The following is a 24,469-nucleotide window of genomic DNA, read 5'->3' on the forward strand; positions in this document are numbered from 1 at the left end:
TTCATAAAACTTACATTTGCTCAAAACAAATTACAATGGCAGGAAACAGCTACGGCACCCTATATAAAGTTACAACATTTGGAGAATCTCATGGTGAAGCATTAGGCGGTATTATTGACGGATGCCCTCCAGGAATAGAACTTGATTTTGAAGCGATTGAATTGGATATGGCCCGAAGAAAACCGGGACAGTCGGCAATTGTTACCCAAAGAAAAGAACCAGATGCAGTTCAGTTTTTGTCTGGGATCTTTGAAGGAAAGACTACAGGAACACCAATTGGTTTTATTATTCCAAATACCAATCAAAAATCAGATGATTATTCACATATAAAAGACAATTACAGACCAAGCCATGCTGATTATGTTTACGATCAGAAGTATGGTCTTCGTGATTATCGTGGCGGCGGAAGAAGTTCTGCAAGAGAAACTGCAAGCAGAGTAGTAGCTGGAGCAATTGCAAAACAAATGCTTCCAGAGATTAAATTTAATGCTTATGTTTCATCTGTTGGCCCAATTCATTTAGAAACGCCTTATCAAGAATTAGATTTTTCGAAAATAGAAAGCAATCCGGTTCGTTGTCCAGACGAAAAATCGGCTGCGATTATGGAGGAATATATTCGCGATATCCGCAAGCAGGGAGATACTGTTGGTGGTGTTGTAACTTGTGTAATTCAGAATGTTCCAGTTGGTTTAGGAGAACCTGTTTTTGATAAACTTCATGCAGAATTAGGAAAAGCAATGCTTTCTATTAATGCAGTAAAAGGTTTTGAATACGGAAGTGGTTTCTCAGGTTCTGAAATGAAAGGAAGCCAGCACAATGATTTGTATAATCCTGACGGATCTACAAAAACAAATCTTTCTGGCGGAATTCAAGGCGGGATCAGCAACGGAATGGATATTTATTTTAGAGTAGCTTTTAAGCCTGTTGCAACTATTATGCAGACTCAGGACTCATTAGATAATAAAGGGAACATTACACCAATGACTGGAAAAGGACGTCATGATCCGTGTGTAGTGCCTCGCGCAGTGCCAATCGTAGAAGCTATGGCCGCAATTGTTTTGGCAGATTTCTATTTGTTCAACAAAACATATTAATAAAAGGTAAGACAGTGAGGGTCTTATATTTTAATAATTAAAAAATAATTTAATGCAAGAAGTTACAGAAACTAAAAAAAAATCATTTCTTTCAGGATTAACAGGGCAGATTATAATTGCAATGATTCTTGGAGCTATTTTAGGAATCATATTACACAATACAATTTCGCCTGAAGCAGCACAGTCATTTAGTACTAAAATAAAAATGCTGGCAACCGTTTTTATTCGTTTGGTGCAGATGATTATTTCTCCTCTGGTTTTTACCACTTTGGTAGTAGGAATTGCAAAATTGGGAGATATTAAAACTGTTGGAAGAATTGGAGGAAAAGCTATTGGATGGTTTTTTACGGCTTCATTTATTTCTTTACTTATTGGATTATTCTACGTAAATATTTTACAGCCTGGAGTTGGTTTAAAACTGGAACATGTTGACATGGCAGCGGCTTCTGAGGTAACAGGTAAAACCCAAAATTTATCTTTCGAAAACTTTGTAGAACACATTGTGCCAAAAAGTATTGTGGAAGCAATGGCAACAAATGAAATCCTGCAGATTGTAGTTTTTTCTATTTTCTTCGGATTAGCGGCAGCTTCTTTAGGTGAAAAAGTAAAGCCTATTGTTAATGCTTTTGATAAATTGTCGCACATTGTTTTAAAAATGGTAAACTATGTCATGAACTTTGCTCCAATTGGAGTATTTGGAGCTATTGCGGCTGTATTTGCTATTAGAGATGCTGAAGAATTGGTAATTACTTACTTTAAATTTTTCGGATCGTTTTTAATTGGTATAAGCACATTGTGGGTTCTTTTAATAGCTGTAGGTTATATTTTCTTAAAAGGAAGAATGACAGAGTTATTAAAACGTATTACAGGACCATTAGCAATTGCTTTTGGAACAACGAGCAGTGAAGCTGTATTTCCTAAATTGACTGAAGAATTAGAAGGTTTTGGAGTAAAAGATAAAATTGTTTCTTTCATGCTGCCGCTTGGTTATTCTTTCAACCTTGACGGAAGTATGATGTATATGACTTTTGCAAGTATTTTTATCGCGCAGTTCTACAACGTGCATCTTGATTTGGGAACGCAGATGGCCATGCTTTTAGTTTTAATGTTAACCAGTAAAGGTATTGCAGGTGTGCCAAGAGCAAGTTTGGTCGTTGTTGCGGCAACTTGTGGTATGTTTGATATTCCAATTGAAGGAATTGCATTAATTCTTCCAATTGATCATTTTTGTGATATGTTTAGAAGTGCAACCAACGTGCTTGGAAATGCTCTAGCGACTTCTGTAGTAGGTCAGTGGGAGGAAAATAAAGAATAAGAGATAAGAAAATTAATACTAAGAATTTGATTTTTTAGTCTTAATATCCTAGATAACAATAGAAAAGCTGTATTTTTTTATGAAATGCAGCTTTTTTTTATTTTAAAGTGTATATTTGGCAAAATTGCCGATTAATGCCCCAAATACGGATTTTTTTACTCTTATTTTTTGGTCTGAATTGCTTCGCCAATTCGGCGATTTCGCAATCTAACTGCAATGAAGATCCAAAGATAGATAAGCTTGTAAAAGAAGCACTTCTAAACTTTAGGGAATCAAATTTCGAGCAGTCACTTAAGATTTCGAGAACAGCTTTAAATGCTGCAACATTAATAAAAGACTACTGTCTGATTTCTCGTTCCTATAATATCATTGCGGCCAATTACAATGAATTGTCAGACTATGATAAGGCTATTTTTTTCTACAAAAAAAGTTTATACTACGCCAATAAAACTAGCAATGATTCTTTAAAATGCAATATTTATAATAATTTGGGCAACATGTATTGTTTTGAAAAAAAACAATTTGATGAAGGAATCCGATATTATAAAAAATCTGTTGCATATAGTTTGAAGATTAACGATTTAAAGGAAGTTTATTTTACAAACGTGAATATTGCCTGGGCTTACTTTGATGTTAAAAATTACGATCAGGGCTATCTTTTTCTAAAATATATAAATAGTACTAAAAACAAATACAGTGACGGCTCTACCGAAGTTATTGTAGATATGCTGAATGCAGTTTATTTAAGTTACAAAAATAAAAATACTGCTGCAAATACCTTTTTTTTAAGTGCTATTGAGGCAGGAAAAAGATCTGATGAAAAAACAGATTTATCGAATGTTTATTTAGAATATTCCAAGTTCTTAGATAAAATTAATAAACATAAGCAGGCGTATCAGGCATTGGTAAATCATAACGAAATATCTGAAGAACTATATAACGAAAGAAAACTAAAAAAAGCTTCTATAGCCGGAATTGGTCTGGAACTGGATGAATACAAAAGGCAGATTGATAAAATAGAAAGTGAAAAAGTAGAACAGTCTCAAAGTCTTAAAAAATCAAGAATTATTGTAATTCTCTTTATCCTTATTTCTTTTATTCTTTTATTTTTAATTGTCACGTTGGTTAAGAATATCCGTTTTAAGAAAAAACACAATTTAGAGCTCCTTAAAGCGAAAGAAATTGCAGAAGAAGCTTCCTTGCTCAAAACTCAGTTTATATCGACTATAAGTCATGAATTGCGCACACCGCTGTACGGTGTTGTTGGAATTACAAATATGCTGCTGGAAGAGCATAAAGAAATTTCGAGAAGCCAGCATTTGAGTTCGCTCAAATTTTCGGCCAGATATTTATTGTCTTTGGTAAACGATATTCTTCAGATTAATAAAATCGAAGAAAATAAAATTGTACTCGAAAATTTGACATTCAACATTACTGATGAAATAACGGTTATTAAAAACTCGCTTTCTTTTCTTTCCCAAAAAAATAATAATAGAATTTCGATCGATATTGATCCTGCAATTCCAGAATATTTGATTGGAGATAAATTACGTCTGGCTCAAATTTTAATGAATTTAGTGAGCAATGCATTGAAATTTACAAAAGATGGGCAGGTAGAAATAATAGTGTATCTCAGTAAAGTGGAGGGAAAACTTAATTTTCTTCATTTTTTAATTAAAGATAATGGTATCGGAATCGCTATTGTAGATCAAAGCAAAATTTTTGAAAAATTTGTTCAGGTCGGAAGAAAAGACGAAGATTACCAAGGAACAGGTTTAGGATTAAGTATAGTAAAAAGACTGCTCGGACTTTTTGGGAGTACAATTACTTTAGATAGTGATCTTGGCAAAGGTACTTCGTTTTCGTTTGAAATTGGTTTTGAACATGATTTGGCAAAAACAAAAAGTATAATCGATGAAATTGAAGTAGATCTAACTTCAAATGAAGTGTATAGCATTTTGGTGGTCGAAGATAATTTGATCAACCAGCTGGTGACAAAAAAAATTATCGAGAAAAATAATTATATCTGTAAAGTGGTAGACGACGGTTTTGGCGCGCTTAAAATTTTAGAAGAGCAAGAGTTTGATTTGATTCTGATGGATATAAATATGCCGCTAATGAACGGATTTGAAACCACAAAAAGAATTCGCCTTTTAGGAATAGATACTCCAATTGTAGCTTTGACCGCTTTTGATAAAGATGAAATTACAGATGAAGCAATTTCGTCTGGGATGAATGATATAATCATTAAACCTTTTGAACCGGTAAAACTATTTAAAATAATCAACTACCTTATAAAAGAAAAAAACGCTGTTTAGTACCAGCGTTTTTTATTTTTTTTAGAAGTATTTGATTTTCTAGATTTATGAGCATCTCCGCTTCTGTTAGAAGAGTTTTTAGGCTTTTCTCCAGCTTCAGGACTTCCTGACTGCCATTGATACGGATGATCTGCAATTGTTTTTACATCAACTTTTATCAATTTCTGAATGTCTTTCCAATACGGAAGTTCATCTTTTCCACAGAAAGAAATTGCAACACCGCCGTTTCCTGCGCGACCCGTACGACCAATACGATGAACATAAGTTTCAGGAATATTAGGAAGGTCAAAATTAATTACAAATGGCAGCTGATCAATATCAATTCCTCTTGCTGCAATATCTGTCGCGACCAAAACACCAACTTCTTTGTTTTTAAAGGCATCCAAAACTCTTTGTCTTGCATTTTGAGATTTATCACCGTGAATTGCTTCAGCAGGAATATCTTTTTTGCGAAGTGCTTTTACAACATTATCGGCACCGTGTTTTGTTCGAGAAAAAACAAGAACATTTGATAAATCTTCATTTTTAATTAAATGATATAATAGATTTCTTTTTTCTGTTTTGTCAACAAAATAAATACGTTGTTCTACATTTTCTGCTGTAGATGAAACAGGAGAAACTTCTACTTTTTCTGGATCTTGAAGAAACATTTCAGCTAATTCACGAATTGCAATTGGCATCGTAGCAGAAAAAAGTAATGTTTGTCTTTTTTTTGGAGTCAGTTTTACGATTTTTTTGACATCGTTTATAAAACCCATATCCAGCATTTGATCAGCTTCGTCTAATACTAAAGTATGCAGATGATCTAAATCAAGGAAACCTTGTTTTTGAAGGTCAAGCAAACGTCCCGGAGTTGCAACTAAAATGTCAATTCCGTTTTTTAAAGCGTCAACTTGCGGATTTTGAGAAACACCTCCAAAAATAGTCAGCTGTGTTAAATTAGTGTATTTGGCATAAGTTTCAAAACTCTGGCCTATTTGTACCGCCAATTCGCGGGTAGGTGTAACTACAAGGGCGCGAATTTGTTTGGCTTTTTTTGATGAACCAACAATTCGGTGTAATTGGTGTATAATTGGAATAGCAAAAGCAGCCGTTTTTCCTGTACCTGTCTGCGCACAGCCAATTAAATCGCGACCCGCTAAAACTATCGGAATAGATTTTTCCTGAATTGGTGTCGGATTTAAATAGCCTTCTTCAAATACGGCTTTTTGTATACTTTTTGAAAGTGATAAATCTTCGAATAACATATCTTAGGTATTAAGTATTTTAGTTTTAAGTACTAAAATGCCGTGCAAAGATAGTTTTATTCGGTCAATCGTTTGTTTGAATTGGCGATTATTTGGCAAAACCGTTTCATTTTAGAATTCGATTTTGCCATTTAATTAATCTTTTTCGATGTTTGCCTTGATAAAATCGGTTACTAAATATCCTATTAATTTACCAATTAAATTATTATTAGGGGCATTGTCTAAATCTGGAGCTCCTTCGCAGACATGCAGATAAGCTGCGTTTTTGTGTTCGGCGAAAAAAGAAACAAACTGTCTCAATTCTTCTACAGAAAAACCACTGATTGTCATAGCGCTGCTGGCAATATTTGGAATTGCATCTAAATCAATTTCAATTCCAAAAGCATCATTTTTGACAAAATCCAAAGCGGCAATCATTTCTCGATTGAAGTCTTTTTCTTTTCTAATGTTTACACTGTCGTAGGTATTATAGCGAACTCTGTCTTCCAGTTTTTTAATAATATCTAAAACACTTTTTGAAGTATAATTTTCGTGTAATCCAAAAATGAAATATTTTTTTAAGAAACCTTCTTCATACGCGTATGAAAATCCGTTACCACTGTGACGTCCTTCCAAGATCCTAAAATCAGAATGGGCATCAAAATTAATGGCGTTGATCGGTTTTCCTTTCGCTAAAGCGGCACCTTTAATATTTCCGTATGCATTATTGTGGCCTCCGCCGATAATAATTGGTGTTTTTCCAGCTTTAATTATAGTAAAAATGATGTGAGAAACTTCTTTATCTATTTTCTCCACCAGCTGACTTAACTTCGATCTGTCGTCAATATCATTAAAATCAAGATTCTCGACTTGGCGCATTTCGTCTGCAACATTAATTTGTCCTAAAACAATAATGTTACTTCCTTTACAAAATCGATTGTGTTGAATATTAGCAATACTTTTTATCGCACTCTGCCATGCAGATGCTGCTCCAGGTCTCCCATAATTGGCGCGTACACCAATATCTTCGGGGATTCCAAGAAGTACATATTTAGCTTCACTGTCCTTTAAAAAAACAACTTTATCAGCCCCGGGAGGGATAACAATCATTTTTTCTCCGAACTTTATTTCACCACTTCGATGATTTGTGACTTTTGCTAAATCATTTATAGTGAAAGGGATTAATTTCTCCATTAAAAAAATTTATTTTCCAAAAATAATATAATTGTAGAAACTTACGTTATTACCTTATATTAATTCTTAAATTTGTTATTAAAGAAAATTATTAAATATGGAAAACCCAAAGAACAACAATTCAAGTCTAAAAGCGATAATCGCAGTTTTAGCAGTCCTACTGATTGGTAGCTTAGTGTATATTTTTAAATTATCATCTGATACAGATGTAGTTAAAACAGAACTTACAACGACTCTTACAGAGAAAGAATCTGTTATGAAAGATTTGCAGGAATTAAAAGCAACTTATGATGCTGCAATCGCTGAAAACACTTCTATGTCTGACGAATTAATCCAAGAAAGAGATAAAGTAGTAGCTTTAATGGATGATTTAAACAAGTCTAAAGGTGATGTTTCTAAATACAGATCTCAAGTACAGGCAATGCAAAGTAAAATGAAAACTTTGGTTGCTGAAAATGATGAGTTGAAAAAACAAAACGGAGTTTTGACTACTCAAAGAGACAGTACTATTGTAGTTCTAGGTGAATCTAAGAAATATAACGAAGTATTAGTTGGTCAAAACGAAGAGTTAGCTAAAACAGTAGAAAAAGGAGCTAAATTATCAGTTTTAAATACAAAAACTTCAGCTTACAAATTGAGAAGCTCTGGAAAACAAATTGAAACAGATAAAGCAAGTCGTGCTGATGTTTTAAAAGTTAGTTTTACTATCGCTGAAAATCAAATTGCTAAATCTGGAGATAAAACGTATTATGTACAAGTTATCGATGCTAAAAACAATGTTTTAGGAGAAAAGAAAACAGAAAGTTTTGGTGATAACTCATTAACTTACAGTTTTAAAACTACTGTAAAATATGAAAATAAAACGGTACAGGTTAGTGAAGATCTTCCAGGAAAAGATTTTGCAAAAGGAACTTACTTTATCAATGTTTTTGATAATGACGAATTAGTTTCTAAAACTAGTTTCAGTTTAAGATAATTTCTGCCGAAGGGATACAATACCACTTAGATATTAAAGGTCTGTGATTTTTCACAGGCCTTTTTTGTTTTTAAATGATGTCCCATGGTTGGAAAAAAAATCTATTAAAACTTTGGAAAAATAGAATAAAAATTAACACAGAGAACGCAAAGTTCTTTAAATATTTAAATTGAGTGAAAATATAAAACTCACAAAGCTTTGCGAACTTAGATAGTGTAAAACAACTCAGATCTTATTGAACTCTGCGAAAAACCTTTGTGTACTCTGCGTTAAAAAAAAATAATTAGATCTATACTGTTTTAATGTTTCGTTATAAACATTTAGCGTTGATCTGTGAAAACCGTGGACTGTATTTATTATATAATTTTACCTTCGATAAAAACAGATTCAATTAAATTGCTTCCAAAAGCGTATGGAATTTGATAATACGATGAAATAGGTTTTGTTAGTATTAAATTGGCTTTTTTTCCTTTTGTAATACTTCCATGGGTTTCTGAAAGTCCCATTGCGTAGGCGCCGTTTATTGTTGCCGCATTTATAGCTTCTTCTGGAGTCATTTTCATTTTAATGCAGGCCGTTGCCACAACAAAATTCATATTTCCAGATGGAGTAGAGCCAGGGTTAAAATCTGTTGCTAATGCTATTGGTAATCCCGCTTTGATCATTTCGCGTGCCGGCATGTATGGAATGCTTAAAAAGTAAGAGCAAGAAGGTAAAGCGACAGGCATTGTTTCTGTGTCTTTTAAAGCTTCAATGTCTTCTGGGTTCATAATCTCAAGATGATCAACAGAAAGCGCGTTAAATTTAACGCCAGACTGAATACCTCCAATAGAGTTGAATTGGTTTACGTGAATTTTTGGTTTTAGGCCAAATTCAATTCCTGCCTGCATGATTTTTTCGGTTTCTTCAACGGAGAAATAACCGCTTTCACAGAAAACATCTACATATTCAGCTAGCTTGTTTTTAGCTATTTCTGGGATCATTTTATTGATAATTTCTTCAATATATCCATCTCTATTGTCTTTGTAATGTGTTGGAAAGGCATGTGCACCTAAAAATGTAGCTTTAATAGAAATTGGATAATTCTCAGCTAATTTTTGAATTACACGAAGCATTTTTAATTCCCCTTCAATAGTTAATCCGTAGCCCGATTTTATTTCAACAGCTCCGGTTCCTAAATGCATTACTTCTTCCAAACGAATTTTAGATTGCTCGTAAATTTCTTCTTCTGAAGTTTCATTAAGTTTGTTAGCCGAATTTAAAATACCGCCTCCACGATTGGCAATTTCCTCATAAGTTAATCCGTTAATGCGGTCAACAAATTCTTGTTCACGATTTCCTGCGTAAACAATATGAGTGTGACTGTCGCACCAAGCGGGAAGTATTACTTTTCCTGATGCATCAATAATTTTGTCAGAATTGATTTTAGGAAGGTTTTCCATTGAGCCGAAATCGGCAATAAGGTTATCTTCTAAAACTAAAAAAGCATTTTTTATTGTGGGAAGCTCAGCCATTTCTGCTCCTGAAACTTTAGCGATTGAAGTTTCGCGGACTTGGAGGAGTTCTTTTATATTTGTAATTAAAGTAAGCATGCGAGTGAATTTAATTATTTAAAACACAAATTTCACAAATATCACGAACTAATCCGTGAAATCTGTGAAATTCGTGTTTGGTATTTGAAATTTAAAATATTGAAATTTTATTTCAAATTTATTCTGAAACCGTGATTTCGAATATTTTATCCCAGTATTTTCCAGTAACAAAAATAGTTTTAGTAACAGGATTATATGCTATTCCGTTTAAAACTTCGGCATTTTTGCTTTTTACCAATTTACGAAGACCAGATAAATTGATAATTCCTTCAACTGCACCAGATGCGGGATTTACAACAGCAATTGCATCTTTCTGCCAAACATTTGCATAGAATTTTCCGTTGATAAGTTCCAACTCATTAATAGCTTTAATTTTTGCAGCTCCAGAATATACATTAATGTAATCAATTAACTTTTGAGTAGCTGGATCCATTTTCCAGATTTTCTCTGTTCCGTCAGAATGATAAATATATTTGTCGTCATGTGTCATTCCCCAGCCTTCGATATCTTTATCGTATTTAAAAGTTTTTTCCAGCTTAAAAGTATTGGCATCATAAATAAAACCTGTTTTTTCCTGCCATGACAATTGGTATATTTTTCCGTTGAAAAAAGTAATTCCTTCTCCAAAATATTCTTTAGGAAGATCGACTTGTTTGATTACTTTTCCCGTTTTGTAATCAACTTCTCTAAAATAAGAATCTTCTTTTTGTCCCGTGCTTTCAAAAAGTCTTCCATCGTGAAATTCTAAACCTTCTGTAAATGCAGTAGTATCGTGCGGAAAAGTATTTACGATTTTAAATTTTAAAGCTTTTGGTTCAACATCCGAAACAACTTCAATTCTTTTGGTAGCATCAGAAGAATCTCCACTAAAATAAACAGTAGCTTTTAAGTATTGATACCCTAATTTTTGATCTAATAATTCAAATCTAAATTCTTCAGCAGCTTTTGTACTTCCAACTCTTTGGTCGTTTACGAAGTAGGCAACGCTGTCGATTTCTTTCGATTTAGGGTTTAAAATTCCGATTGTAAGTGCATCTTTTTGCGTTAAATGAGCCGGAAAAGCAGAATCATCGATAGTAAATAAAGAATTTTCACTTTTATTTTTATCTCCACATCCAATTAATGTGATTCCTAATAAAATGACAGTTAGGAAGTTATAATTTTTCATAGTTTAAAATTTGAATAAGCCAATATACGATGATATTTTTATAGCAGCAAAGCTCTTGCAAAAATATAAAAAGATTGTATATTTGCACCGGCAAGTCCTACACGACCAGCTCCTGCAGACTCCCCCAGGATGGGAACATAGCAAGGGTACGCGGTTGAGCGGTGCGATGTAGGTCGCTTGCCACTTTTTTTTAGAATAAATTTAATTTGTAATCTTCCTTTTCAGGAGGATTTTTTTATTTTTGGACCTATCTAAAGTTAAATGTTATTGGTTAGAAGTTAAATGCTGTGTATTGTCACTCAGATTAAAGCCGATTCCAAAAACTTATAACTATAACCCCAAAACTCATAACTCAACAAAATGAATAAAGTCGTTTTAATTACTGGAGGATCATCAGGGATTGGAAAATCTATTGGTGAATTTTTGCATCAAAAAGGTTTCGTTGTATACGGAACGAGTAGAAATCCTGAAAAAGTCTTAAATTCAGTTTTTCCTTTAGTTGCTTTGGATGTTCGAAATTCGGAGTCAATTAAAACTGCTGTTTCTAAAATTATTGAAACTTCTGGCAGATTAGATATTGTGATTAACAATGCAGGAGTTGGAATTACTGGGCCTTTAGAAGAAATTCCGACGGAAGAAATTCGCAATAATTTCGAAACCAATTTTTTTGGACCAATTGAAGTTATGAAAGCTGCGCTGCCACAAATGCGTAAACAAAATTCGGGGCTTATTATAAATATTACATCGATCGCTGGGTATATGGGACTTCCTTATAGAAGTGTTTATTCGGCATCAAAAGGAGCTTTGGAGTTAATTACTGAGGCTTTGAGAATGGAGGTTAAATCTTTTGGTGTTGAAATTACAAATGTTGCGCCTGGAGATTTTGCAACAAATATAGCAGCGGGACGTTATCATGCGCCGGTTATTAAAGATTCTGCATACGAAAAGGTTTATGGCGATGTTTTGGCAACAATGAACGATCATGTTGATGCAGGAAGTAACCCGAATGAGATGGCAGAAGCGGTTTATAAAATTATTCAAACCAAAAAGCCAAATGTACACTACAAAGTTGGTGCTTTTATGCAGAAGTTTTCTATTGTTTTAAAACGCGCTCTTCCAGATAAAATGTACGAAAAAATGTTAATGAATCACTATAAATTATAATATTATGGATAAGATTACAGAATTATGGCCTACAATTTTTGGCGTTTTAGTTATAGTTTTTATTTGGTTTGTAATTCGTAGAATATTCTCTGCTGTAAGTGATAGAATAAATAATTCGGAGATTTACAAAGAAGAAACGGTAAAAGTTCTTCAAGAAATTAGAGATGAATTGAAAGAGTTAAATAGAAAAAACTCTTCAGGGAATTTATAAATGGTTAATTTTAAGCTGCTTTTGAAAATAAGAATGTTGCCTTTTTTTAAACTGAAGTAAATTTCTTGTTTACAATTATTTTGTGAATTTTAGTATAATTTACAAATTGATTTGGTTTTTGAAATTGTTATTGGTATTGATTTCGTAATTTTGCAGCTGAATTTGCGTGAGGGATAAAAGCTGATCTGCTGCGACGGAGCGGTAGCCCAACCAGATTTGAAAAGGACGCTCATTAACGTTTTGATGAGTGAGCCTTTCGTAAATGTGGTCACGCCTAGTTAATCAACACAATTTAAATATAATAGATTATGAAATTTTTTATTGACACAGCTAATTTAGCTCAAATTAAAGAAGCACAAGCTTTAGGTGTTTTGGATGGTGTAACAACTAACCCGTCTTTGATGGCGAAAGAAGGTATTACCGGAAAAAACAATATTTTAAAGCATTATGTTGACATTTGCAATCTTGTTGAAGGTGATGTAAGTGCTGAAGTTAATGCGCTTGACTTTGACGGAATGGTTAAAGAAGGTGAGGAGCTGGCTGAATTACATGACCAAATCGTTGTAAAACTTCCGATGACTAAGGAAGGTGTTATGGCTGCAAAATATTTTTCTGATAAAGGAATTAAAACTAACGTGACTCTTGTTTTCTCTGTAGGGCAAGCGCTTTTGGCTGCTAAAGCTGGTGCTACTTATGTTTCTCCGTTTGTTGGTCGTTTAGATGATATTTCTACTGACGGATTGAATTTGATTCAAGAAATTAGAGAAGTTTACGATAACTACGGTTACGAAACTCAAATTTTAGCTGCTTCTGTTCGTCACACAATGCATATTGTGAACTGCGCTAAAATTGGTGCTGATGTTATGACTGGACCTCTTTCTGCAATTTACGGATTATTGAAACATCCTTTAACAGACATCGGTTTAGCTCAATTTATAGCTGACTTTGAGAAGGGAAATAAATAATTATCAGATACTTATAAAATTAAAATCGCCTTTTTTCTAACGAGAAAAGGCGATTTTTTTTACTTTTATATGAATCTTAAATAGTTGATTATGAAAGTTGTATTGATAATGTTGTCTTTTTTCGCGGCTAGTTTTTCGGTAAATGCTCAAGCGAAAGTTATTACTTCTGTAAATGAGGCTGGAGATGTGGCTACTTATGAATTGGATAGTTCTGTAAAATTTCAAATGCTGGCAAAAGGGCTTCGGTATAATATTACGAGACATGAGTTCAAAGGCCCGGAAATGAAAAATAGCTACAGGCTGCTTTTGGTTATGGATGGTTTTTATTCGAAAACATTAAATAAAGAAATGACCATTTCTGCGGTTTTAAGTGACGGAAGTGTTATTGAGGCCAAAAAGATTATTGAGGATGACGGCTTTTTTGATGGAGCCTGTACTTTGAAAATAAAAGACCCTGAAGCGCTTTTAAAGGCTGATATAGATAAAGTAATCGTCCATGCTGATAAAGATGTTGTTTATTCTTTATCGGCTAAAAATAAGGCTGTTTTTAAAAAGAATTTAAGTAATGTTATTAGTGCTAGGTAAAGGGGCTAAGGTTCTAAGATTCTAAGGTTTTTTATAAAAGATAACTGTTGTTCTGAAAAAAATATCAGTCCCCATTATTATAAAGTTGGAATTTGGAATTTTTATAATAATAGAATAGATGTAGTAAACCTGACAGGTTTGTTTGAATTAAAAATCCAAATTCCAGTCATTGTAAAGTTGGAATTTGGAATTTAATAAATTGGAATTTTATAAAAAACCTCTCGGATTTCTTTAAATTAAAAAATTCCAAATCCCAATTAATAAGAATTGGAATTTGGAATTTATCCCAAGTTTTCGGATTGTTTTTTTTTTATAAATTTTTAGTGACCTCCGCCACCGCCTTCAACGTGGTTGATACCTTGTTTTTTTAATATAATAGGGCAATAGTAGCCGTAGAAACCTAAGTAAGCAAAACCTAAAAGAGGTACGATATAAGAGAAATGTGTCCACGTAATTCCGAAAATCCCTCCTGGATGAGAAACGTCAAAGTCACAAATACTTCCTTGAACTAATGGAATAACACCACCTCCAAGAATCATCATGATTAAGAAAGAAGACGCTTTTCCTGTGTTTTTTCCTAAACCTGCAATAGCTAAATCGAAGATTGACGGCCACATAATAGACAAGAATAAACCTCCTGAAATAAAGAAGAATTTAGCTATTTCTGGATTTGGCCAAACTAAACCTAAAACCATCATTAATAACCCTGAAATTCCGAAAAGCATTAAAGTTTTTCCAGCATTTTTACCTCCAACAAAACTTACTGCGATAAACAATAAGATCCAGATTGGGTAAATGTAGAATGAAGAAACATCATGTGCAGCAAAAATATTTGCTCCAATAATTACTCCAAATGCTAAAGCAGGGACGATGAATTTTAATGCAGTATTTACAAGATTTGAAGTGTTGAAAACGTTCACACCACCATTCCAACGGCCAATCATTAAACTTCCCCAGTAAAGAGCAATAAATGGTGCAATAGCATCTTCCAGAACGTTTCCGAATTCTGCAGTATGCAATAAAGCCGGCAAATTACTAATAATTGTAACCTCAGTTCCAACATAAATAAAGATTCCTAACATTCCTAAATAAAGCTGCGGGTAATCTAAAATATTGAATTTTTCGTGAGCAGTTTTAACTACTTCAACTTCTTCTTTTTCAGGATCTTCGATTTTAGAGAAGTTCATAAAAATGGCAACAACAATAAATGCTAAACCAAGAATGATGAAAGGTAATTTGATATCTTCTAATGAAAGTGTAGTGTTTTTGTTGTCTCCCATTCCGAATAAAGCGATTCCTAAAAGAATAGCTCCAATTGTTGTTCCAAAAGAGTTAATACCTCCTGCTAATGTTAAACGGTGTGCTCCGGTTGCAGGACTTCCCATTTTAATAGCTAACGGATTAGCAACAATTTGTTGTATTGAGAATCCTAAACCTACAGTAAATAGAGCTGTTAAAAAGAAAGGGAAACTTTCCATTGTTGCTGCAGGAATGAATAAAAATGATCCTACTGCTGAAAGGAGTAAACCAGCAGAAAGGGTTTTTTTATATCCGAATTTTTGTAAAACGTCCATTTTCAAGGATACTAAAAAGAAAATAATAGATCCTACGAAGTATGCAGCATAAAAAGCCCAAGCCACTAATTGTGATTGTACTTGCGATAAAGTGAATACTTTTTTGAAAACTGGGATAAGGATATCATTGGCAGAACCAACAAAACCCCAAAAGAAGAAGACGATTATCAACGAGATAAACTGCCCCCATTTGGTTTGCACATTTTCTGAACTCATAATAATAAGGTTAATTTTTTATTTTATTGTTTTTTGAAGACCGTAAATATATTTGTTAGGATTATCAAAAAAAAATAAAAAGGTATAAATAATGTTAAATTTATACCAACGGCACTCTTTTTTCAACAAAGTGTTAATTTTAACCTCTTTAGAAAATGTAATTTGTAATTATATTTACTCTAAAATTTTATTTTTGACCTCTTTACTGTAGTTTCTTCCTATTGGAATGTTGTAAGATTGGATCTGAACACGGTTTCCTTCTATGGATTTTACCTTATTTAGTGCAATTACATACGATTTGTGGATTCTAACAAAGCGATCGGCAGGGAGTTCTTCAGATAAAGATGTAAGAGATTTATGTGTAATATAGGTTTTATCAGGTGTGACAACTTTAATGTATTCTTTCATTCCTTCGACAAACAAAATTTCCTCAATATTAATTTTCATCATTTTTTTATCTACCTTAATAAAAATATGAGAATCACCTTTTGTAGTTTCAACTTTAATATTGTTTTTGAGATTGTATTCGGTTGTAATTTTATTGATGCATTTAATAAATCTCGGAAGCGGAATAGGTTTCACTAAATAATCTAAAACATCGAGATCATAACTTTCGGCAGCAAATTCTCTAAAAGCAGTTGTAATGATAACTTTGGTTTTGTTTTCTATTAGACTAATAAGTTCAAAACCTGTCATCATAGGCATGTTGATATCAAGAAAGACGGCATCGACAGGTGTACTGTTGATAAAATCCAGCGCCTCTAAAGAGTTATTGAATGTTCCTATAACTTCAAAATCTGTAAAATTGGTGAAATAATTTTGCAGGACTTTGATCGCTAATGGTTCATCATCAATTAACACGCATTTAATCTTCATTCTGAGTAGGTATTTGTAATCTGATTATGTAGAAATTAAGTTTGGTTTTGTGCTTAAGGCTAAAATTGTTTTTGTAAATGAGTTTTAATCTCTTTTTTGTGTTTACTAAACCAATTCCTCTTTTCGGATTATGACTTTGTGAAATTACAAAATTATTTAAGATTTCAAAATCGAGTGTTTTATTGTCGATCACTTTACAATTGATCTTAATCTTTAAATTTTTATTGTTTACGCCTCCATGTTTAAAGGCATTTTCTACTAATGAAATAAAGATAAGCGGCGGTACTACTACATCTTCGATATTCGATTCCAAATTTACGGTTACTTCCACATTTTCAAAACGAAGTTTTTCGATTTCAATGTAATTTTGAATGTAATCGATTTCTTTTATTAATGGTACAAATTTAGTTCCTTTTACATCGTAAAGCACATATTCCATTAAATTAGAAAGCTTAATAATTACGTCTGGAACTTTCTTGGAAGACTCTAATGATAACGCGTATAAATTATTTAAAGTATTGAAAAAGAAATGCGGCTGAATCTGATTTTCGAGATATTTTAATTTGATTTTAAACTGATTTTCTCGTAAAGATCTATTCCTTTCTCTTTCCTTAAGCCAAGTTAAGGTAAGGTACACAGAAGATGCCATTGCAACAACATATAATTCTCCTATGCATACCGCTACAATATGATTGATTTCGAAGGGATGGTATTCTCTATTCGCTTCCGGCCAGATATTTTCTGAAATAATATAATAAGTCAGGGCGGTTTTTAATAAATAGATTCCAAAAAGACTCATTAAGAGCCAGACTGTATACTGAATGTATTTTTGCTTTAATACATATTTGGGTACTAAAACAAATAAATTCAAATATACTAAAGGAATTACAAGCGAAAATTCAATTAAGTTAGATTTGAACGCGTAGGGGTAATCATTAAAGTAAGCACCCCATCTTAAAAAGTTCAATGTAAAGTATACTCCCCAAAACCAAATGTGATTTTGCAGTTTTATATCAAACTTAACTTTTCGTATTTCTTTCAATTGGTGGTAATTAACTTATTTTGGGTTTTTCTTAACATCATTAATTATTGTGCAACTTTAAACAATTAAAGGCAAAGGCGCAATTTTTTTGAATAAAATTTCATAAAAAAAGGAAATTCGTCTTTTATTTTTGAAATAGAACGTTTTCGTAAAACGCATTATTGAATGATTTATGTCGTTCGTTTAAATTTTATTGCTGTTGGTTTAATTTATTTTTTTTAACAATGTCTTAAGAATAATTTTACTTCATAACTAACAAAATAAAATAAACATGAAAAAAATTTTCTTAATCTTTATGATTGTTTTTACGGCGCAGGTTTCGCTTGCACAAGTAAAAAGTGTCAAGGGTGTGATTACAGATTCTGATGGTTTACCATTACCGGGCGCATCTGTTGCAGTGCAAGGAGGTCAAAAAGGAGCTACTACCGATTTTGACGGATTGTATACCATCGAAGCTCAAAAAGGTCAGACTTTAGTTTTTACTTATGTAGGACTGGAAACTCAGACAATTGTTGTAGGTGATGCTGCAACTATTAATGTGAAATTGGTTCAAGGTGCTTCAAATGCCTTAAATGAAGTTGTCGTAACCTCTTTAGGTATTAAAAAATCAAGAAAATCTTTGGCTTATGCAGCGCAAGAGCTTAAAGGAGAAGAATTAACTCGTGTAAAAGATGCCAACTTAATTAATACTGTTGCTGGTAAAATTGCCGGTGTTGCAGTAACAAGAAGTTCTTCTGGAGCGGGTGGAACAACAAAAGTTGTTATTCGTGGTAATTCTTCTTTCGTAAACAATCAGCCATTATATGTAATTGATGGTATTCCATTATACAATGGAGGTGCTGGACAGCCAAATGGAACTTTTGGAGATTTAAATGGTGGTAACAAAGATGGAGGAGATGTTGTTTCTTTAATAAATCCAGATGATTACGAAGGTATGACAGTTCTTAAAGGTGCTGCAGCTTCTGTTTTATATGGTTCTCAAGGAGCAAATGGAGTAATTTTATTATCTTCTAAAAAAGTAAAAGCTGGTTCAGAATCTTTCAATGTAAATTCAGTAACTACTTTTGAAAGTGCTGCTTATCTTCCTGAATTTCAATCGGACTATACTTCTAACGCAGGTGACCCTAGAAGCTGGGGTGCAAAACAAAAAGTAGAAGGAGATAAAGACATTAAAGATTTTTTTGAAGTAGGAAATACTCAAATTACTTCTATGACTTTTTCAAAAGCTACAGAAGGTGCTTCGACAGCTTTAAGTTATGCTAATACAGATTCTAACGGTATTGTTCCAGGAAATCACTTAAAGAAAAATAACTTTGGAATTCGCCAGACTAGTAAATATTTTAAAGATAAGTTAAGCGTTGCAGTAACTGCAAATTATGTTACTCAGACAATTAACAACAGACCAACTAACGGTTTGTATTTTAACCCAATCGCTGGTGTTTACAGTCACCCAAGAGCTTTTACACTAAATGATTTGAAAGAGTTTGAGGTTTTTGATCCTGTTAAAAACATGATGCAGCAAAACTATCCTGGTTTCGCAGCAGTAAACGAAAGCAATGAAAATCCTTATTGGCAGATCAACAGACAAAAATCTGTAGATACAAATAATTTCTTTACAGGTTCTATCGCTTTAGATTATAAAATTGCTGAATGGTTTCATTTAACTTCAAGATACAGCTATAACAGAAACGAAAGTAATTTTCAAAAAGGAATGTACGGAAGTTCTGCTAGTTCTTTAGTACATCCAACAGGAAGATATATCAACGCAAATCTTATAGGAACTCAAAATTATGCTGATTTAATTGCTTTGTTTAATACAAAAATTAATGACAATTTTAGTTTTAATGGAACATTAGGAACAAGTATCAATCATTCTAGAGCTACTGGTCTTACAGTTGATTCAGGAATTGGAGGAGGTCTTGTTTATGATAATATCTTTACTTTAGGAAACTTTGTAAATAATAACGGAAATGTTCAAACTGGTGCAGAGAGAGAAGTTCAATCTGTATTTGCAGCAGCAACTTTAGGTTACAATGATTATTTATTCCTAGATCTTGCAGGAAGAAACGATTGGTCTTCTACACTTGCAAATACTGATACTCCAGGATATTTTTATCCATCTGTTGGAGCAACTGCAATTCTTAGCGAAATGGCTGCAATGCCTGAATTTATTAGCTATGGTAAAGTTCGTGCAACCTTTGCTCAAGTTGGTAACGATATTGCTTCTACAATTACAAGTCCTACATCTGGTATTGTAGCTGGAAATATTGTAAATCCTCCTGTTGGACCAAAACCAGGTACAAGTTTAAAAAACGAATTAAAATCTGAATGGGAGTTTGGTACAGAATGGAGAATGTTTAATAACAGATTAGGTTTTGAAGTGTCTTACTATACTTCTGATACTAAAAATCAATTTCTTCAAGTACCGGCAGAATCTACAAATCCTAATGGTTATACTAACTATGCTATTAATGCAGGTAGTATTTCTAATAAAGGTTTTGAGGTTGTTTTGTTTGCTGATATTATTAGAGGTGAAAAATTCAATTGGGAATCAAGAATTAACTACTCACAAAACAAAAGCAGGGTAAATGATATTCCATCAGAATCTACAGGAGGAAGAATTGTTCTTACAGATCCAGGATCTAACTCATACAGATATTCATTAATTGAAGGAAGACCATTTGGTGTAATCGAAGGATATGACTTCAAGAGAGATGCTCAAGGAAGAATCTTAGTTAATGATGATAATACATTACAAAGAACAGATTGGACAGAAATAGGAAATGCAAATCCTGATTTTATGTTAGGCTGGTCTAATACATTCAAAATTGGTGCTTTTACTGCTAATATTTTACTTGACGGTCGTTTTGGAGGTGAAGTACTTAGTTTGACACAAGCAATCAATGATTTTAACGGTGTTTCAAAAGCAACGGGTGATGCTAGAAATGCTGGTGTAGTAAATATCAACGGTGTTAAAGCAAGCGACGGAACTGCTGTAACTTCTATGGATCCTTACGAGTATTACAGTAATACAGCAGGAAGAAACGGTGTCAGCAGTCAATACATCTACGATGCTACAAATGTTAGTGTTAGAGAGATATCTATTGGATATACATTCAATAAAGCAACATTACCATTTGTTCAAACGGCATCAATCTCTTTAATTGCTAGAAATTTATTCTTTATTTATAAAGATGCTCCATTTGATCCAAATGTGGCACTAAGTACAGGTGAAGGTTTACAAGGTGTTGATGTATTCGGAATGCCGTCAACAAGAAGTATCGGTCTTAATTTAAACTTAACATTCTAATCTTACTATCATGACATTAAATATAATAAAAAGAACAGCGATATGCTTCTCGCTTCTGACAGCTATTAGTTGTACAGATAATTTTGACGAGATGAATCAAAATCCTGTAGGAGCTACTACACCGGATTTAGAGCAAAATTTTAATAATATAAAAGGTTTAATTAAGCCTGCCTTTACGAGACTTTATATTTCAGATGTTACTTGGCAGTATCAGCTGCAACAGAGTTTGCAAGCAGACGGCTGGTCTGGATATATGACTTCTCCAAATGAATTTGGGGGTATTAACAACCATAGTTACAATCTAAATCCTGCTTGGAATACCTATGCTTGGGATGATGCTTATGTAAATATTATCGCCAACTTATATAAAGTAGAACAAAGAGCAAAAGGAAAATACGATGAGTTTTATGCATGGTCACTTATTATAAAAGTGGCAACTATGCAGCGTATTACAGATATGTATGGACCTGCAGTATATTCTAAATTTGGAGGAGAAGGTTTAGCAACTTACGACTCTCAGCAGCAAATTTACACACAGATGTTTAAAGATTTAGATTTTGCTGTTACAGACTTATCTGCAAGAGTAGCTAGTGGTGAACTTTCTAAATTTACAGAAACAGATCAGTCAAATTATGCTGGGAACTATACGCAATGGGTTAAATATGCAAACTCACTACGTTTGAGATTAGCAATGCGTATCTCTAAAGTGGATCCTGCTTTAGCTAAAACAGAAGCAGAAAAAGCGGTAAGTCATTCTATAGGAGTTTTCAAAATTAATAATGATTTAATCAAAATAAAATCTCCATTAGATTTAAATGTTATAGATGTAATGAGCCATGTTTGGGTAGGTTTATCAATGGGAGCTGATATGGAGTCTATCTTAGTAGGATATGATGATCCTCGATTAGCGAAATATTGGGAACCTTCAACTCAGGTTCCAGGAGAATACAGAGGGGTTAGAACAGGAATTGTTTATCCAACGCCTTCAACTTATGCTAATTTTTCAAGAACTGGAGACAGAACAAAAACTGGAGAAGTTACCTGGATGTCTACAGCTGAAGTTTATTTCTTAAGAGCTGAAGGTGCTTTAAGAGGATGGAATATGGATGGTGCAGCTAAAGATTTATATGAAGCTGGTATTAAAGCATCTTTTGACCAAAATGGTGCTGACGGTGCGGCTGCTTATATTGCAGATAATGTAAAAGTTGCAAAAGATTATGTTGATCCAATCAATGCTGTAAATAATGCACCAGCAGTTTCTAAAGTTACTGTAGCTTGGGGCGCAACGAATGAAATCAATTTAGAAAAAATTATCACTCAAAAATGGATTGCTACATATCCTGATGGGCAAGAAGCTTGGTCTGAATATAGAAGAACAGGTTATCCAAAATTATTTAGAATTACTAACAACAAAAGCGGCGGAATTATCAGTACTGAGTTAGGTGTAAGAAGATTGCCTTTTGCCCAGTCTGAAACTACAAACAACCCTAAAGGAGTTGAATCTGGTGTAGCTGTACTTGGCGGTCCAGATAACGGAGCAACAAGACTTTGGTGGGATGTTGATAAAGCAAACTTCTAAAAAGAAACAAGGATATTGAGTTTGGTTAGTAGTGAATAGTATAGATAGTGAAAGCTGTCTATACTATTTCTTAAAACCAAAATGATAATTACTACAAAAAAGAAAAGAAATGAAAGGTGCTTTAGAAATAAAACCTGATATCAGTTACAAAAGCGCTGGAAAGTTTGAAGAAACTCGTTATGAGAAAATTCATAACGAAATCTTCAAAAGTTCTATAGAAGCTTCTACAATTGTGGCACAGGAAATTGCGCAGTTAATTAGATCCAAACAAGAGAAAAATAAATCTTGCGTTTTAGGTCTGGCTACGGGTTCTTCTCCTATTAAAGTTTATGAAGAGCTGGTGAGAATGCACAGAGAAGAAGGACTAAGTTTTAGCAATGTAATCACTTTTAATCTGGATGAATATTATCCAATGACTAAAGAGAACAATCAGAGCTATCATTATTTCATGCATCAGCATCTTTTTAATCATATTGATATCAAACCCGAAAACATTAATATTCCTGACGGTACAGTTGCAATTGAGGAAATCAATCAATATTGTATCGATTACGAAATGAATATTAAAAACGCAGGAGGCCTTGATTTTCAATTATTAGGAATTGGACGTACAGGACACGTTGGTTTTAATGAGCCAGGTTCGCATATTAATTCGGGAACCCGAATTATTACATTGGATCATATCACAAGAGTCGATGCTTCATCTGCCTTTAATGGTATTGATAATGTACCGAAACGTGCTATTACAATGGGAGTTTCAACCATCATGAGATCAAAACGTATTGTTTTGATGGCATGGGGACAAAATAAAGCGGATATCATCAAAAGAACTATTCAGGGAGATATCAGCTCAGAAGTTCCAGCAACATTTTTACAGAATCATCCTAATGCTACTTTCGTTTTAGATCAGTCTGCAGCCTCAGAATTAACCCGTTTTAAAACGCCTTGGTTAGTTGGGGAATGTCTTTGGACAACTGAATTAAAAAGCAAAGCTATTGTTTGGCTGTGTCAGAAAACGAAACAATCTATTCTGAAATTGACAGATCGTGATTATAATAATAACGGAATGTCTGATCTTTTGGCTCAGGAAGGTTCTGCTTACGATATGAACATCAATATGTTTAATGTCTTACAGCACACTATTACAGGCTGGCCGGGAGGAAAACCAAACACAGATGATTCGCATCGTCCTGAAAGAGCTAATCCAGCAAAAAAGAGAATTATTCTTTTTAGTCCGCATCCAGACGATGATGTGATTTCTATGGGAGGAACATTTTCGAAGTTAATCAAACAAGGTCACGATGTTCATGTAGTTTATCAGACTTCTGGAAATATTGCGGTTACAGATGATGAAGCATTAAAGTTTGCTGAAGTTGCCAGTGACTTTCTTAAAGGTCATTCGGATATTAATTTTAAAGAAGTAATAGAATTTCTAAACAATAAATCAGAAAATCAAATTGATTCTTTGGAAGTTAGAAAATTAAAAGGACTTATTCGAAGAAGAGAATCTTATGCGGCAACGCGCTATATTGGGCTGAAGGATGAGAATACACACTTTTTAGATCTTCCTTTTTATGAAACTGGACAAGTAAAAAAGAATCCGTTAGGTACAGAAGATATTGCTATTGTAAAAGATATTATTGCAAAAATAAAACCGCATCAAGTATTTGCTGCCGGAGACCTTGCAGATCCGCACGGAACTCATGAAGTATGCTTGAATGCCATATTTGCTGCTTTAAAAGAACTAAAACCAGAACCATATATGCAAGACTGCTGGTTATGGCTTTACAGAGGAGCTTGGCACGAATGGGATATTCATGAAATTGATATGGCTGTTCCGTTAAGTCCGTCAGAAGTTTTATTAAAGCGACATGCGATTTTATATCATCAGTCTCAAAAAGACAGGGTTATGTTTCAGGGAAATGATTCGAGAGAATTCTGGGTTAGAGCAGAAGACCGAAACAAAAACACAGCCATCCTATACGATGAATTAGGTTTGGCAGAATATGAAGCAATAGAAGCCTTTAAACGTTTTGATTACTAATGAATTAAAGATTCGGTTTT

At 33.4% G+C, this 24,469-nt stretch carries 18 protein-coding genes and 1 other RNA gene; 12 read left to right on the forward strand and 7 right to left on the reverse strand.

Annotation, left to right across the window (positions count from 1 at the left end):
• Window positions 1–35 precede the first annotated feature (35 nt).
• The 3 genes from aroC to BSF42_RS17340 all read left to right on the forward strand — a co-directional run bounded on the left by aroC (window position 36) and on the right by BSF42_RS17340 (window position 4,727).
• Window positions 36–1,094 (forward strand): chorismate synthase, encoded by a 1,059-nt coding sequence (gene aroC, locus BSF42_RS17330; RefSeq protein ID WP_095954355.1) that lies wholly within the window; start codon window positions 36–38, stop codon window positions 1,092–1,094.
• A gap of 52 nt (window positions 1,095–1,146) precedes the next feature.
• A complete protein-coding gene (locus BSF42_RS17335; protein WP_095954356.1) occupies window positions 1,147–2,409 on the forward strand; it encodes a dicarboxylate/amino acid:cation symporter in 1,263 nt (420 codons plus the stop codon).
• 134 nt (window positions 2,410–2,543) lie between these two features.
• A complete protein-coding gene (locus BSF42_RS17340; RefSeq protein WP_095954357.1) occupies window positions 2,544–4,727 on the forward strand; it encodes a response regulator in 2,184 nt (727 codons plus the stop codon).
• On the opposite strand, the gene BSF42_RS17345 is transcribed toward BSF42_RS17340, so the two are convergent.
• The gene (locus BSF42_RS17345) at window positions 4,724–5,974 is read right to left on the reverse strand and encodes a DEAD/DEAH box helicase (RefSeq protein WP_095954358.1); all 1,251 of its coding nucleotides are present in this window, start codon (window positions 5,972–5,974) and stop codon (window positions 4,724–4,726) included. The genes BSF42_RS17340 and BSF42_RS17345 overlap by 4 nt on opposite strands.
• A 135-nt stretch (window positions 5,975–6,109) precedes the next feature.
• Window positions 6,110–7,147, reverse strand: coding sequence for a formimidoylglutamase (locus BSF42_RS17350; protein WP_095954359.1), 1,038 nt, complete (start codon window positions 7,145–7,147; stop codon window positions 6,110–6,112).
• 97 nt (window positions 7,148–7,244) lie between these two features.
• Here BSF42_RS17350 and BSF42_RS17355 point away from each other — a divergent pair, with 97 nt between their 5' ends.
• Window positions 7,245–8,123 (forward strand): hypothetical protein, encoded by an 879-nt coding sequence (locus BSF42_RS17355; protein ID WP_095954360.1) that lies wholly within the window; start codon window positions 7,245–7,247, stop codon window positions 8,121–8,123.
• Window positions 8,124–8,479: 356 nt separating this feature from the next.
• Here BSF42_RS17355 and hutI read toward each other — a convergent pair whose 3' ends face one another.
• Window positions 8,480–9,715 (reverse strand): imidazolonepropionase, encoded by a 1,236-nt coding sequence (gene hutI / locus BSF42_RS17360; protein ID WP_095954361.1) that lies wholly within the window; start codon window positions 9,713–9,715, stop codon window positions 8,480–8,482.
• Between the two features lie 118 nt (window positions 9,716–9,833).
• Window positions 9,834–10,883, reverse strand: coding sequence for a glutaminyl-peptide cyclotransferase (locus BSF42_RS17365; protein WP_095954362.1), 1,050 nt, complete (start codon window positions 10,881–10,883; stop codon window positions 9,834–9,836).
• 88 nt (window positions 10,884–10,971) lie between these two features.
• On the opposite strand from BSF42_RS17365, the gene ffs reads away from it, so the two are divergent.
• From ffs to BSF42_RS17390, 5 genes are all read left to right on the forward strand, one after another.
• Window positions 10,972–11,069: signal recognition particle sRNA small type (ffs, locus tag BSF42_RS17370), an RNA gene on the forward strand.
• A gap of 174 nt (window positions 11,070–11,243) precedes the next feature.
• Entirely contained in the window at window positions 11,244–12,047 is an 804-nt protein-coding gene (locus BSF42_RS17375) for an SDR family oxidoreductase (protein ID WP_095954363.1), read from the forward strand.
• A gap of 4 nt (window positions 12,048–12,051) precedes the next feature.
• Complete coding sequence (locus tag BSF42_RS17380; protein ID WP_095954364.1) at window positions 12,052–12,258, forward strand: hypothetical protein; 207 nt, start codon at window positions 12,052–12,054, stop codon at window positions 12,256–12,258.
• Window positions 12,259–12,566: 308 nt separating this feature from the next.
• The gene (fsa, locus tag BSF42_RS17385; RefSeq protein WP_095954365.1) at window positions 12,567–13,223 is read left to right on the forward strand and encodes a fructose-6-phosphate aldolase; all 657 of its coding nucleotides are present in this window, start codon (window positions 12,567–12,569) and stop codon (window positions 13,221–13,223) included.
• 90 nt (window positions 13,224–13,313) lie between these two features.
• Window positions 13,314–13,808 carry a hypothetical protein gene (locus BSF42_RS17390; RefSeq protein ID WP_095954366.1) on the forward strand — a complete coding sequence of 165 codons (495 nt, stop codon included), beginning with the start codon at window positions 13,314–13,316 and terminating at the stop codon, window positions 13,806–13,808.
• A 320-nt stretch (window positions 13,809–14,128) separates the two neighbouring features.
• Here BSF42_RS17390 and BSF42_RS17395 read toward each other — a convergent pair whose 3' ends face one another.
• From BSF42_RS17395 to BSF42_RS17405, 3 genes are all read right to left on the reverse strand, one after another.
• Entirely contained in the window at window positions 14,129–15,598 is a 1,470-nt protein-coding gene (locus BSF42_RS17395; protein WP_095954367.1) for an MFS transporter, read from the reverse strand.
• A 174-nt stretch (window positions 15,599–15,772) separates the two neighbouring features.
• Window positions 15,773–16,474 (reverse strand): LytTR family DNA-binding domain-containing protein, encoded by a 702-nt coding sequence (locus BSF42_RS17400; RefSeq protein WP_095954368.1) that lies wholly within the window; start codon window positions 16,472–16,474, stop codon window positions 15,773–15,775.
• Window positions 16,464–17,516 carry a sensor histidine kinase gene (locus tag BSF42_RS17405; RefSeq protein ID WP_095954369.1) on the reverse strand — a complete coding sequence of 351 codons (1,053 nt, stop codon included), beginning with the start codon at window positions 17,514–17,516 and terminating at the stop codon, window positions 16,464–16,466. The genes BSF42_RS17400 and BSF42_RS17405 overlap by 11 nt, the downstream gene beginning before the upstream one ends.
• A 271-nt stretch (window positions 17,517–17,787) precedes the next feature.
• Here BSF42_RS17405 and BSF42_RS17410 point away from each other — a divergent pair, with 271 nt between their 5' ends.
• From BSF42_RS17410 to nagB, 3 genes are all read left to right on the forward strand, one after another.
• Complete coding sequence (locus BSF42_RS17410; RefSeq protein ID WP_095954370.1) at window positions 17,788–20,826, forward strand: SusC/RagA family TonB-linked outer membrane protein; 3,039 nt, start codon at window positions 17,788–17,790, stop codon at window positions 20,824–20,826.
• Between the two features lie 10 nt (window positions 20,827–20,836).
• Window positions 20,837–22,405 (forward strand): RagB/SusD family nutrient uptake outer membrane protein, encoded by a 1,569-nt coding sequence (locus BSF42_RS17415; RefSeq protein ID WP_095954371.1) that lies wholly within the window; start codon window positions 20,837–20,839, stop codon window positions 22,403–22,405.
• Between the two features lie 109 nt (window positions 22,406–22,514).
• Entirely contained in the window at window positions 22,515–24,449 is a 1,935-nt protein-coding gene (nagB, locus tag BSF42_RS17420) for a glucosamine-6-phosphate deaminase (RefSeq protein ID WP_095954372.1), read from the forward strand.
• Window positions 24,450–24,469 lie beyond the last annotated feature (20 nt).

Origin of the sequence: Flavobacterium sp. ACN6 (assembly GCF_002304005.1) — a bacterium.
Lineage (GTDB): Bacteria > Bacteroidota > Bacteroidia > Flavobacteriales > Flavobacteriaceae > Flavobacterium.